12 protein-coding genes are annotated in these 11,896 nt (G+C 66.6%); 4 read left to right on the forward strand and 8 right to left on the reverse strand.

What is annotated here, in order from left to right; all coding sequences use genetic code 11:
• Positions 1 to 43: 43 nt before the first annotated feature.
• From BSQ44_RS15535 to BSQ44_RS15545, 3 genes are read right to left on the reverse strand one after another with little or no spacing between them, the layout of a single operon-like run.
• Positions 44 to 2,083 carry a vWA domain-containing protein gene (locus BSQ44_RS15535; protein ID WP_072605755.1) on the reverse strand — a complete coding sequence of 680 codons (2,040 nt, stop codon included), beginning with the start codon at positions 2,081 to 2,083 and terminating at the stop codon, positions 44 to 46.
• Positions 2,084 to 2,085: 2 nt separating this feature from the next.
• Positions 2,086 to 2,646 (reverse strand): RNA polymerase sigma factor, encoded by a 561-nt coding sequence (locus BSQ44_RS15540; protein WP_072605757.1) that lies wholly within the window; start codon positions 2,644 to 2,646, stop codon positions 2,086 to 2,088.
• A gap of 55 nt (positions 2,647 to 2,701) precedes the next feature.
• The gene (locus BSQ44_RS15545) at positions 2,702 to 3,250 is read right to left on the reverse strand and encodes a sugar O-acetyltransferase (RefSeq protein WP_072605759.1); all 549 of its coding nucleotides are present in this window, start codon (positions 3,248 to 3,250) and stop codon (positions 2,702 to 2,704) included.
• A gap of 238 nt (positions 3,251 to 3,488) precedes the next feature.
• Between BSQ44_RS15545 and BSQ44_RS15550 the strand changes: the two genes are divergently transcribed.
• A complete protein-coding gene (locus BSQ44_RS15550) occupies positions 3,489 to 5,174 on the forward strand; it encodes an adenylate/guanylate cyclase domain-containing protein (RefSeq protein WP_235633431.1) in 1,686 nt (561 codons plus the stop codon).
• Positions 5,175 to 5,178: 4 nt separating this feature from the next.
• Here BSQ44_RS15550 and BSQ44_RS15555 read toward each other — a convergent pair whose 3' ends face one another.
• The 4 genes from BSQ44_RS15555 to BSQ44_RS15570 form a co-directional block, all read right to left on the reverse strand.
• The gene (locus BSQ44_RS15555) at positions 5,179 to 5,877 is read right to left on the reverse strand and encodes a 4Fe-4S dicluster domain-containing protein (protein ID WP_072605764.1); all 699 of its coding nucleotides are present in this window, start codon (positions 5,875 to 5,877) and stop codon (positions 5,179 to 5,181) included.
• A gap of 28 nt (positions 5,878 to 5,905) precedes the next feature.
• Positions 5,906 to 6,637 carry a dienelactone hydrolase family protein gene (locus BSQ44_RS15560; protein WP_072605766.1) on the reverse strand — a complete coding sequence of 244 codons (732 nt, stop codon included), beginning with the start codon at positions 6,635 to 6,637 and terminating at the stop codon, positions 5,906 to 5,908.
• A gap of 67 nt (positions 6,638 to 6,704) precedes the next feature.
• Complete coding sequence (locus tag BSQ44_RS15565; RefSeq protein ID WP_072605768.1) at positions 6,705 to 7,280, reverse strand: cytochrome b; 576 nt, start codon at positions 7,278 to 7,280, stop codon at positions 6,705 to 6,707.
• A gap of 270 nt (positions 7,281 to 7,550) precedes the next feature.
• Positions 7,551 to 9,125: a trimethylamine methyltransferase family protein gene (locus tag BSQ44_RS15570; protein WP_072605770.1), complete on the reverse strand. Its 1,575-nt coding sequence runs from the start codon at positions 9,123 to 9,125 to the stop codon at positions 7,551 to 7,553.
• A 255-nt stretch (positions 9,126 to 9,380) separates the two neighbouring features.
• Between BSQ44_RS15570 and BSQ44_RS15575 the strand changes: the two genes are divergently transcribed.
• On the forward strand, positions 9,381 to 10,079 hold the full coding sequence (locus tag BSQ44_RS15575; protein ID WP_072605772.1) for a corrinoid protein: 699 nt from the start codon (positions 9,381 to 9,383) through the stop codon (positions 10,077 to 10,079).
• A 21-nt stretch (positions 10,080 to 10,100) separates the two neighbouring features.
• Here the strand turns inward: BSQ44_RS15575 and BSQ44_RS15580 are convergent, their stop codons facing one another.
• Entirely contained in the window at positions 10,101 to 10,256 is a 156-nt protein-coding gene (locus tag BSQ44_RS15580; protein WP_072605774.1) for an entericidin domain-containing protein, read from the reverse strand.
• 80 nt (positions 10,257 to 10,336) lie between these two features.
• Here BSQ44_RS15580 and BSQ44_RS15585 point away from each other — a divergent pair, with 80 nt between their 5' ends.
• Complete coding sequence (locus BSQ44_RS15585) at positions 10,337 to 10,903, forward strand: DUF1638 domain-containing protein (RefSeq protein WP_083535006.1); 567 nt, start codon at positions 10,337 to 10,339, stop codon at positions 10,901 to 10,903.
• A gap of 182 nt (positions 10,904 to 11,085) precedes the next feature.
• On the forward strand, positions 11,086 to 11,748 hold the full coding sequence (locus tag BSQ44_RS15590) for an exopolysaccharide biosynthesis protein (RefSeq protein ID WP_083534768.1): 663 nt from the start codon (positions 11,086 to 11,088) through the stop codon (positions 11,746 to 11,748).
• The last annotated feature ends 148 nt before the right edge of the window (positions 11,749 to 11,896 follow it).

The following is an 11,896-nucleotide window of genomic DNA, read 5'->3' on the forward strand; positions in this document are numbered from 1 at the left end:
TCGCCGCAGATCGCGGCCAAGTGCACGGCGCCCCGCACCGCCACTACCGCCTCGTGTCGAGCGCCGAGGCGAGGCGTATGAGCTGGAGGAACTCCGCGCGGTAGCCGAACGGGTCGGCGCCGCGCGCGGCAGTGGCGATCTCCATGATCCGGTCGTAGCCGAAGCCGGCCGTCTGGTCGGTATTGCGGAGCTTCTGCCCGAAGGCGGCGACCGCCACCGAGAAGCGTTGGTCGGCACTCGCCTTCGCAAGCGAATCGATCTCGTTGGCCGGCGTCACCGGCGTCTCGATCAGCTTCGAAACGTCCTCGTCCGGCAGCTTGTAGCGGATCTTCACGAAGCCGTACTCGTCGCCATGCGCGATGCCAGTGGCATTGTCGGTCTTCGCCTCGCCGTAGCGCAGGTCGTCGATCACGCGCGCCGGGCTGCCCGCCGGCGTGATCTCATAGATCGCGGTCACCGAATGGCCCGAGCCGATGTCGCCGGCGTCGACGCGGTCGTTGTTGAAATCCTCGCGCGCCAGCGCCCGCGTCTCGTAGCCGATCAGCCGGTATTCGGCGACGGTCGCCGGATTGAACTCGACCTGGATCTTCACGTCCTTGGCGATCGGGAAGAGCGTCGAGGAAGCCTTCTGCACGAGCGTCTTTTCGGCCTCCGCCAGCGTGTCGATATAGGCCGCCGTGCCATTGCCGTTCTGGGCGATCGTCTGCATCATCTGGTCGTTGTAATTGCCCCGGCCGAAGCCGAAGACCGAAAGGAAAACATTGCTCTGGCGCTTTTCCTCGATCAGGCGCTTCAGATCCTCGTCCGAGGTCTGACCGACGTTGAAATCGCCATCGGTGGCCAGAAGCACGCGGTTCACCCCGCCCTCGACGAAGTTTTCCGAAGCCAGCCGGTAGGCCTCGCGCAGCCCCGCTTCGCCCGCCGTCGAGCCGCCCGCGTCGAGCCTTTCGAGCGCGGCGAGGATCTTCGATTTCTCAGACCCCTTGGTGGGTTCGAGCACGGTTCCGGCGCTGCCGGCATAGGTCACGATCGAGATCGTGTCCTCGTCCGTCATCCGGTCGACCAGCAGCCGGAAGGCGCTCTTCAGCAGCGGCAGCTTGTCGGACTGGTTCATCGAGCCGGACGTGTCGATCAGGAAGACGAGGTTCGACGCCGGTCGCACCGCCGGCTGCACGTCGTAGCCCTTGATCGCGACGTGCATCAGCTTGGTGTGCTCGTTCCACGGCGTCGGCATCACCGTCACGGTCGAGTTGAACGGCACGGCCGCGCTCTTCGGCCCCTTCCAGTCGTAGGGGAAGTAGTTGACCATCTCCTCGACCCGCACCGTGTCGGCCTGCGGCAGGATGCCATTCTTCAGCGAGGCGCGGACGAAGGAATAGGAGGCTGTGTCCACGTCGATGGAGAAGGTCGAAACCGGGTCCTCCTGCACCGACTTCACCGGATTGGTGTTGAAGGCCTCGACGCGGTCGCGGTTCTCCTCCGCCTCGGGGATCGTGTCGGACGGCGCGACGATGCCGACAGGCGCCGGCGGTGCAGCCGACAGTTTCGCCGTGCCGCCGTCGAGGTTGCGGGTCCCCCGCGAGGAAACCTTCGGCGAAGGGGCCGCGGCGGGCGCCGGCGCGAGGGCCTCCGCGGCGCGATCCTGCTGAATGGCCTGCGGTCCGGCCCCCGGCCCGATCAGCGACAAGTTGTCCGAGGTCTCTTCCGCTGCCCGCTGCGTGGGGGCGGACGGGCCCGACGGGGCTGCACCGGTCCCTTTCGTGTCGCCCCCATTGACGAAGACGCTGCTGCCGCTGCGCGACAGAGGTCCCTCGGTCACCAGTTGGTAGGCGGCATAACCTGCGATCGGCAGCGCCAGCACGCTGGCGATCGCGGCGGGCGATAAAAACTTGCGGTCCATGATCCTGCTCCAAAGCCTCGTTGCTCTGGTGCTGAGACGAACCTGCCGGTGCGATCCTTGGGTCGCGGTCGAAGAGTTTTCGTCGAAGGCCTCCATCGCGGCGGCCACTGCGCGCTCGCGCGCCGCCTCGTCGGGCTTCGGCGGCTGCGCCTTTCGCAGGATATCGAATTCGTCCCTTGCCATGATCAGTCTTCCCGCGCCTCGGACATCAGCGTCTTCAGCCGCTTCTTCGCTTCGTGGATGTGCCACGACACGGTCGCTTCCGCGCATCCCATGACATCCGAGGCCGCGTCGTGGCTCAGGCCTTCGCCATAGACCAGGAGCACGGCCTCGCACTGCTTGGGCGGAAGTTGCCGCACCGCCTCCCACAGACGATCGGCTGCATCTTCCGGCTCCGGACCGGTCGCCGCGTCCACCAACGCGTGGACGGCGTAGGCCTGCGTCTTTGCGCTCTCGCGCGAAAGTTTTCGTCCGTGGTCGCGCGCCGCGTTCAGCGTCAGCTGGTAGAGCCAGGTGGTGAAGCGGCCCTCGCCGCGAAAACCACGGATCGCCTTGCCGAGCCTGACGCAGACCTCCTGCGCGATGTCTTCCGCATCTGCCTTGCGCCCACACCAGCGCCAGGCCACCCGGTAGATGAAGTCGTAGTGCCTCGCGACCAGCCGTGCGAACGCCGCGCGGTCGCCCTCGCGCGCCAGCGCGAGAAGGTCGCGATCGTCCGGTTCGGCTTCTGCAAGCATCGCCTTCATTTGCACCTGTGACGAAGCGGGTGCGCCATTCCTTGGGCGGTTCGCGAAATAATCGTCACGCGATCCGGGCCGGGTTGCCTCGGGCCGTCGCACCTTCGGGTACGTCTTTGGTCACCACCGAGCCCGCGCCGACGATCGCCCGGTCGCCGATCGTCACGCCGGGCAGGATGATTGCACCGCCGCCGATCCAGACGTCCTTGCCGATCGTCACCGGCCTCGCCTGCTCCAGCCCCGCCGCGCGCTTCACCGGGTCGCGATGATGGTCGGCACAGTAGATCTGCACCGCCGGTCCGAGCATCGTCCTCGTGCCGATGGTCACCCGCGCCGTATCGAGGATCACGCAGCCCGAATTAATGAACACACCGTCGGCCAGGAAGATGTTGAAGCCGTAGGGGCAATGGAACGGCGCCTCGATCAGGACGTCCTCTCCCATGCCTCCGAAAAGTGCCGCCAGAAGCGGCGCGACCGGCCCGCGGGCTGCCGGCGCCAGCGTGTTGTGGGAGTGCACCGCGGCCTTCGCCGTCTCGCGCAGTGCGTCGAGTTCCGGGTCGACGCAGCAATACCACTCACCCGCCGCCATCTTCTCGCGTTCAGTTGATGTCATGAGGCCTCCCGGCGGTCTTGTGGAAGGCGCGTTCCGGGACCACATAGGGGCCGGGTCGGACCGCGCCGGCTCCCGTCCTTTCCCGTCCAAGCCCGGTCTGAATGGACACCTCCCGCATGCGTCGGTATCTATGAATGGAATCGCAGAACAGGGGAAGACCGCAAGCGTGAGCCAGCTTCGCGTCCAGCGCCGGCTCGCGGCGATCCTGGTGGCTGACGTCGTCGGCTACAGCCGCCTGATGCGCGCAGACGAGAGCGCGACGCTCGACAGGCTGATGCGGCTGCGGCGCGAACTGATCGACCCCAAGCTCGCCGAATATGGCGGCCGCCTGGTCAAGTCGACCGGCGACGGCTTTCTCGGCGAATTCCCAAGCGCCGTCGACGCGGTCCAGTACGCCGTCGACATTCAGCGCGAGATCCGCCGCCGCAACTTCGACGTCGAGGCTGACGAGCGCATGGACCTTCGCATCGGCATCAATGTCGGCGACGTGGTCGTGGAAGGCGACGACCTCTACGGCGACGGCGTCAACGTCGCCGCCCGCATCGAAGGCATCGCCCAGGCCGGCGGCATCTGCATCTCGGCAACCGTGCACGACCAGGTGAAGGACAAGCTCGACCTCTCCTTCGAGGACCGCGGTCTGCGCGAGGTCAAGAACCTGTCGGAGCCGGTGCGCACCTACAGCGTCGGCCTCGACGCACCTGCCGAAGGCGAGGCCGGCCCGCGCCGCATGGTCATCGCCGACACCCCGTCGATAGCAGTCCTCCCTTTCGACAACATGAGCGGCGATCCGGACCAGGATTATTTCTCCGACGGCATCTCCGAAGACATCATTACCGACCTGTCGAAGCTGTCGTCGCTGATGGTCATCGCGCGCAATTCATCCTTCACCTACAAGGGCCGCGCGGTCGACGTGAAGCAGGTCGCGCGCGACCTCGGCGTCCGCCACGTGCTCGAAGGCAGCGTGCGCAAGGCCGGCAACCGCGTGCGCGTCACCGCGCAGCTCATCGACGGCGCCACCGGCGGCCACGTCTGGGCCGAGCGCTACGACCGCGTGCTGGAGGACATCTTCGCCATCCAGGACGAGATCACCATGAACATCGTCCAGGAGCTGAAGGTCCGCCTCAAGCTCGACGAAAAGGACCGCATCGGCGGGCGCGCCTCGCCCCACGTCCAGGCCTACGACCTGACGCTGCGCGGCCGCGACCTCCTGAGCAAGGTAAACCGCGAGCGGCTGATGGAAGCCTCGAGTCTCTTCGAGCAGGCCGTCAAGCTCGATCCGCAGCTCACCTTCGCGCGCTCGGGTCTGGCCTTCGCCAACATCCTGGCTTACGTCAACAACTGGACGGAACACCCGAAGGAGACTCTGGAATTCGCGCTCGCCACGGCGCGCAAGGCGGTCGAGCTCGGCCCCGAGGACGCTCTCGCGCACCGTGCGCTGGCGGTAACCCTGCTCTGGGAGCGCGATCTGGAAAATGCCGCCGCAGCACTCGACAAGGCGGCCGAACTCAGCCCCGGTGACGCCGAAACCCTGGTCACGCGCGGCAACATGCTGGTCTACCTGCACCAGCCGGATGAGGCGATCGCCAACCTCGAAAAGGCGATGCTGCTCAACCCGCGCTATCCCGACATGTGGCTGCACTTCCTCGGCCATGCCCACTTCATGCGCGGCGAATACGAGACGGCGGCGTCGATGATGCGCGAACGCATCGAAATGGCGCCCGAGACCGACATATCACGCGTGCTCCTCGCCTCCGCCTGCGGCCATCTCGGCCGCTTCGAGGAAGCCCGCGAGGTCTGGGAAGAGGTCTTCCGCGTCAATCCGAACTATTCGCTCGAACACCGCGGCCGCGTCCTCCCCTACAAGGACCCCGCCGACTGGGAACGTGTCCTCGAAGGCCTGGCCAAGGCCGGGCTCACCGAGTAGCCCCTCAAAGTCTGGCGAACGCCGCCATGTGGAACGCCTGCTGCCCGGCGGAATAGCGGTGTTCCACCCCGAACGGACACGCGTTGCGGTCGAGGCAGCCTGCCGACCGGCACGCCCCGCCTTGCGGCGAGCGCACATGCTCGACGCAGCCGGCATAATCGAAACGCTCGATCGAATGCGCCGCGACCGGACAGGCCCTCAGGCACGGCTTGCCCTCGCAGGCATCGCACAAATGCACCGGCGCCCCCGCCTCGCCGCCATGGACGGCGAACGCCGACGCCAGCTTCTCGTAAAACAGGAGCGCTCCCCGATAGGCATGCCACAGCCCGTATTCGGGATGCATGAGGATGCCGAGCGGCGATGGCTTTAGCCCTTCCGCCCGCATCGCCCATTGCTGGAAGGGCAGGTAAGGCCGGTCCGACGGGAAGACCGCCCTCGCCCCGAAGCGCCCCGCCACTGCCTCCAGGACTTCGCGCGACCACGCATCCAGCGGATCTGCTTGCGACGCAGACCGCCCCGCGCGCCAGCGCGAAAAATACGGCCAGAGCGTCCCGCCTGCGTGCCCGACGAGCACGACGCAGGCAGCCGGACGTCCGTCGGACCCGGCCGGCGCCTCCTCCGCGTGGAAATCCACACAGCCTCGCGCAATCAGACCGTGATTTGCAAGTTCTGTGGCGAGAGCGCCGGGATCGATCGCGGCCATCCCCTCACCGCCTCCCGCCTTGCGCCGCTCAGGCAGCCAGCGTCTCGTCGAGCAACGTGACCAGCCGCTTCCAGTGCCGTTCCGCGCCGGCCGCGTCGAACACGGAGTGGTCGGGCACGCACCAGCCGTGCTTCATGCCGACATAGTTCTCGATCACGTGGTCGACCTCCGCCTCGCGCAGCGACCGTTCCAGGAGCCCCGCCTGCTCCGGCGGGAAGGACCCGTCGACGCCGGCCGCGCCGACATAGATGCGCCCCTTCATCTCGGCCGCGCGCTTGTGCGGGCTGTCCTCGGCGTCCGTCGCAAGGTTGCCGCCGTGAAAACTCGCCGCCGCGGCGACACGGTCGGGGTAAGCGGCGGCGGCGCTCAGCGCGCGCGCCCCGCCCATGCAGTAGCCGGTGACGCCCACCGGGCCGGAAAACCCCTCCGCCGAAAGCGCGTCGAGGAAAGCGCCGGTGTCGGCGATGGTCTTCGCCTGCGTGGTCTCGCGCATCATGCCGAAGAGCTGCGCCTTCTTGTGCTCGTCGGCGAACGCCTTGGTATCGAATTCGGGCTTGTCGGCGAAGCGGTAGAACAGGTCAGGCACCAGCACGGCGTATCCCTCCGCTACCAGCCGTCCCGCCATCTCGTCCAGCGCCGGCCGCAGGCCAAAAATGTCCATGTAGAGGATGACGGCCGCCTTGGCGTCGCCGTCCGGCATGAACAGGCCCGCCCGGCAGCTGCCGTCGGCGGTCTCGATCTGGATGGTGCGCTTGGTCAAGGATCAGGCTCCGGAAGGTTCAGGGTCCGGAGCCTTGTCGCATTGCCGGGGGCCGGCGGGCAAGCCTTCAGCGCGAGACCTGGCCGACCCAGCCGTGGGCCTTGCGGCGCTCCGGCCGGACCATGCGCGTCAGCACGTCGCTACGCAGCACGAAGTGCTGGTACAGCGCGCCGACGGCATGCAGCACGACCGCGCCGATGATGAGGGGCTTCGCCAGTTCGTGCACTTCCGCCGCGGGCGCGATGCCGAAATACCAGGCCGCGACGCCGCTGAGCGGCATGCCGAACATGAAGAGATAGAGGAGACCGTGGACGGTATGGGCGAGCACCTTCAGCCAGCGGTTCTCCTGGGCCGGCAGTAGCGGCACGCCGTGAACCAGCCGTATGCCGAAACGGATCGCCGCCAGCGCCAGGACGGCGAGACCGATATAGACGTGGATGTCGGCATTGAAGAGATCGTCCGCGCTCGCGTCCGTTCCGCGCCGGAAGGCCCGCCAGGCGGGCGCCATGTCCTCACCCAGGACAAGCTGGATGACGATCAGCGCGGCGATCGCCCAGTGGAGGACGATCTGGGCGGCGGTGTAGCCGGCGGGACGGCCGGTGGCGGTGGCGGCGGTGGCGGCGGTGGCGGCGGGGGCAGGCATGGCAGGATCCTTTCTATACCTCTCGTGCGAGAAGGCTTCAGAATGGTCCCGAGGCTAGGATGGCGGCTTGATCCGGAACAAGCCGGGCAATGTTTCGCAAGGTAAAGTTATGTAAAGTCCGGCCGGATCGGCCGCGGCGGGTGGTCGCGGAGGGCCACAAACTCCAGCGCCGCGCGCTCAGCGTGTCTTCGGCGGTCCGGAGAAGGCGCTTCTCCAGACTTCCTTGTGAATGATGTCGGCCACTTTAGCCCGGCCTGTCTCGGGCTCCCTTCAAGTGAAGGCGTCGGGCATCGACTCCTTCTTGCGGGCGATGAAGTCCTTCAGCCCGTCGGCGATGCCCTCGTCCAGCGCCGGTGCCTCGTAGCTCTCGAGCCAGCGGCGCGCCAGTTCGTTGGCGCGGTTCTCCGCCCGCTTCTCGCCCTCGGCTAGCCACTGCTCGTAGGAATTGTTGTCGGCGATGGACGAGCGATAGAACGCGGTCTGGAAATTGGCCTGCGTGTGCGAGCAGCCGAGATAGTGGCTCCCCGGTCCCACTTCGCGGATGGCGTCCAGAGCCTGGCCGTTCTCGGAGAGATCGACGCCCTGGGCGAGCTTCTGCTGCATGCCGAGCTGGTCGATGTCCATCATGAACTTCTCGTAGCAGGAGGCGAGACCGCCCTCCAGCCAGCCGGCGGAGTGCAGCACGAAGTTGGTGCCCGCGAGCATCGTTGAGTTCAGCGTGTTGGCGCTCTCGTAGGCCGCCTGTGCGTCGGGCACCTTGGAGGCGCAGAGCGAGCCGCCCGTGCGGAACGGCAGGCCGAGCCGGCGCGCGAGCTGGCCGGCGCCGTAGGAGACCAGCGTCGGTTCGGGCGTCCCGAAGGTCGGCGCGCCCGACTGCATGGAGATCGACGAGGCAAAGGTACCGAACAAGACAGGCGCGCCCGGCCGCACCAGCTGCGTGAAGGCCGCGCCCGCCAGCACCTCGGCCAGCACCTGCGTCAGCGTGCCGGCCACCGTCACCGGGCTCATCGCGCCGGCCAGGATGAACGGCGTAATGATCGTTGCCTGGTTGTTGCGGGCATAGACCTTCGCCGCGCCCAGCATCGTCTCGTCGAACACCATCGGCGAGTTGGCATTGATCAGGTTGATCACCACCGTGTTGTCCTCGACGAACTTCTCGCCGAACAGGATTTTGGCCATGTCGACCGTGTCCTGTGCCCGCTCCGGCGCGGTGACCGAGCCCATGAACGGCTTGTCCGACAGCGTCATGTGCGCGTGCACCATGTCGAGGTGGCGCTTGTTGACCGGCACGTCCACCGGCTCGCAAACCGTGCCGCCCGAATGGTGCAGCGACGGCGCCATGTAGGCGAGCTTCACGAAGTTGCGGAAGTCCTCGATCGTGGCGTAGCGCCGGTTGCCCTCGAGGTCGCGCACGAAGGGCGGCCCGTAGACGGGCGCGAACACGGTCGCATTGCCGCCGATCTGCACCGACCGGGCCGGATTGCGCGCATGCTGGGTGAACACCGGCGGAGCGCTCTTGAGCAGCGAGCGGCACAGCCCCTTGGGAAAGTGAACCCGCTCTCCCCGCACGTCGGCGCCTGCTTCGCGCCACATCGCCAGCGCTTCGGCATCGTCGCGGAATTCGATGCCGATCTCCTCCAGGATGAGGTCGGCATTGGCCTCGATCAGCGCCAGCCCCTCTTCGTCCAGCACCTCGTAGACCTTGATCTTGCGATCGACGAAGGACTGCTGGATGCCGGGTCCGCCTCCCGAGCGGGCGGCACGACGCGCCGTTGCGCCGCCGCGGTCGCCACGCGCACGCCGACCCGCGCCGGCCTGTTGTTCGGCTGCCAGATTGTCGTCCATTGAACCTATCCTGAAACCGGGTCTCGGGCCCATCTCGGCCACGGTGCCGGATCGTAGCCATCGACCTTTTCCGAACCGTCTCGCAAACGCCAAGACTTGTCGCAAAATCGACACGAAACGCCCTTGGATTCCGGTCGTTTTCGTCGCTTAGGAAGTCGCAAATCGACTATGCCGTCGCTGCCCTTGCCGAATACACATTGACCGTTACCTAAGGTACAATCCCCCATAGTCGAACGCTTCCTCTGGAGCAGCCTCATGTCCGACGACGAAATCATCCTCTCCGAACTCCCCGACGACGAACTCGTCCAACAGATGCACGATGATCTGTATGACGGACTGAAGGAGGAGATCGAGGAAGGCACGAACATCCTCCTCGAACGCGGCTGGGCACCCTACAAGGTGCTGACCGAGGCGCTCGTCGAGGGCATGCGCATCGTCGGCGAGGATTTTCGCGACGGCATCCTGTTCGTTCCTGAGGTGCTCTTGTCGGCCAACGCCATGAAGGCGGGCATGAGCATCCTGCGCCCGCTGCTCGCCGCCACCGGCGCGCCCAAGCAGGGCAAGATGGTCATCGGCACCGTCAAGGGCGACATCCACGACATCGGCAAGAACCTCGTCGGCATGATGATGGAAGGCGCCGGCTTCGACGTCGTCGACCTCGGCATCAACAATCCGGTGGAAAAGTATCTCGCCGCCATCGAGGAGCACCAACCCGACATTCTTGGCATGTCGGCGCTGCTGACCACCACCATGCCCTACATGAAGGTGGTCATCGACACGATGAAGGAAAAGGGCATCCGCGACGATTACGTCGTCCTCGTCGGCGGCGCGCCGCTCAACGAGGAGTTCGGCAAGGCCGTCGGTGCCGACGCCTACTGCCGCGATGCCGCCGTGGCGGTCGAGACCGCCAAGGAGTACATGAAGCGCCGGCACAACGTCCGCGCTTCCGCCTGATCGTGACTGGTCGGGAGGCGGCTAGTCGGCCGCCTCCGCGATGTCCTCGCCAGCGTTCTGGGTCGCATTGACCGTGTTGGCGGTGTCCCGCCCGAGCCCGCGGATGGTGTTCGCACAGGCGGTCGTCGCCAGTGCGAGCGTCGCGATCACGAGGATACGGAGGATGGAGGTCTGCATTGGCCGCACTCCTTGAAGAGCAGTTCGAGGCGCGGGAGGAACGCGCGGATAGCCAAAAGGTTCTCGTCATCGCCTGCGGGATGATCGCGCGAGAAGTACTGGCCGTGAAATCGCGGCTCGGCCTCGACCATCTCGACCTCACCTGCCTTCCGGCCGACTTCCATTTTCACCCCGACCGCATCGCCCCCGCCATGGACGCCGCCATCGCCGAGGCGCGCTCGGAGGGGTACTCCGACATCTTTGTCGGTTATGCCGATTGCGGCACCGGCGGCATGCTCGACCGCGTCTGCGAGAAGCACGGCGTCGCCCGCATCGCCGGGCCGCACTGCTTCGCGTTCTACCAGGGTCTTTCCGCCTTCGACGCTATAGGCGACGGCGACATGACCACCTTCTACATGACCGATTTCCTCTGCCGCCAGTTCGACGCCTTCTTCATCAGGCCGCTCGGCCTCGACCGCCATCCCGAACTGGCGAAGGACTACTTCGGCCACTACGAAACGCTCGTCTACCTCGCCCAGACCGAAGATGCCGCCCTGGAGGAAGTCGCGCGCGACGCCGCCTCTATGCTCGGCCTTCGCTATGAAAAGCGCCTGACCGGCTACGGCGATCTCGAACCCGCGCTGCGCGACGCCGCCGGCCCTTCCTGACGATCCTGCCCTGATCGGCTGAACACGAAAGAGCCGAAATCCGGGAATAGCCCTGCGCTGGAAGCACCTCGAAGATCCGGGTGGCGCTTTTTGTCATCAAGGATTAACCGCTGGCGATGCAGGATGGACGCGAGGGCGGGAAACAGGCGCGCCGACGGGTATGCCTGCCGTGGGGGCCGCAAATGAACGAAATGAACCCGCGCATCAGCCAGCCGGCCTTGCGCCGGCGCCGGCCCAGACGGTTGTCCGAGGTTTTCCTGCGTCTTGCCGCGGAAGCCGAAGGCAGGGTCACGGTCGAGGCGGTGCGCGATGCGCTGGGGGATCGCAGCTTCGCCGCGCTGCTCGTCTTCTTCGCGTCCTTCAACCTGCTTCCGCTGCCGCCCGGCTCGTCCGTCATCCTCGGACTGCCGCTGATCATCGTCTCGGCGCAGATGGTCATGGGCAACAAGACCGCGTGGCTCCCCGCCTTCCTGATGCGCAAGTCCGTCAGCGCGGAGCACTTCCGGAACTTCGCCGCCCGGTCCGTTCCGCGCCTCATCTATATCGAGCGGTTGATCAAGCCGCGCTACTGGCCCTTCTGGCGCAGGCGGGGCGACCGCGTCATCGGCGCTATCGCCCTCATCCTGTCCATTGCCGTCTTCCTTCCCATCCCGCTCGGCAATTGGCTTCCCGCCTTCGCCACGGCGCTGGTCGGGCTGGCGCTGTCGGAGCGCGACGGCGTCCTCTTCGCGGTCGGCTGCGTCGTCGGGGTGACGTCCCTCGCCGTCATCGCCGTCGTGGTCGCCTCCGCCGGCGCGGTGCTGACGCTCCTGTGGGAAACCGCGGGCATGCATCACTGGTGGTGACCGCGCCGTCGGCCTGAACGGCGCTCGCGGCGACGGCCTGCACGATTGCCCAAAGGCGACGTCGCTTTTGAATGGGCGCGCGTCGCCTCATGAGAAGCGGCCAGCACACGGTTGCGGCAATGCTCGCCGGACATCCAGCGCGGAGCAT

The organism is Aquibium oceanicum (genome assembly GCF_001889605.1).
Lineage (GTDB): Bacteria > Pseudomonadota > Alphaproteobacteria > Rhizobiales > Rhizobiaceae > Aquibium > Aquibium oceanicum.

Excerpts from the sequence above, each read along its gene's own strand:
- BSQ44_RS15580 (WP_072605774.1), bottom strand. The coding sequence starts at position 10,256 with ATGCAGACCTCCATCCTCCGTATCCTCGTGATCGCGACGCTCGCACTG.
- BSQ44_RS15565 (WP_072605768.1), bottom strand. The coding sequence starts at position 7,280 with ATGCCTGCCCCCGCCGCCACCGCCGCCACCGCCGCCACCGCCACCGGC.
- BSQ44_RS15540 (WP_072605757.1), bottom strand. The coding sequence starts at position 2,646 with ATGAAGGCGATGCTTGCAGAAGCCGAACCGGACGATCGCGACCTTCTC.
- BSQ44_RS15550 (WP_235633431.1), top strand. The coding sequence starts at position 3,489 with ATGCGCGCAGACGAGAGCGCGACGCTCGACAGGCTGATGCGGCTGCGG.
- BSQ44_RS15535 (WP_072605755.1), bottom strand. The coding sequence starts at position 2,083 with ATGGCAAGGGACGAATTCGATATCCTGCGAAAGGCGCAGCCGCCGAAG.
- BSQ44_RS15545 (WP_072605759.1), bottom strand. The coding sequence starts at position 3,250 with ATGACATCAACTGAACGCGAGAAGATGGCGGCGGGTGAGTGGTATTGC.
- BSQ44_RS15590 (WP_083534768.1), top strand. The coding sequence starts at position 11,086 with ATGAACGAAATGAACCCGCGCATCAGCCAGCCGGCCTTGCGCCGGCGC.
- BSQ44_RS15555 (WP_072605764.1), bottom strand. The coding sequence starts at position 5,877 with ATGGCCGCGATCGATCCCGGCGCTCTCGCCACAGAACTTGCAAATCAC.
- BSQ44_RS15575 (WP_072605772.1), top strand. The coding sequence starts at position 9,381 with ATGTCCGACGACGAAATCATCCTCTCCGAACTCCCCGACGACGAACTC.
- BSQ44_RS15585 (WP_083535006.1), top strand. The coding sequence starts at position 10,337 with ATGATCGCGCGAGAAGTACTGGCCGTGAAATCGCGGCTCGGCCTCGAC.
- BSQ44_RS15570 (WP_072605770.1), bottom strand. The coding sequence starts at position 9,125 with ATGGACGACAATCTGGCAGCCGAACAACAGGCCGGCGCGGGTCGGCGT.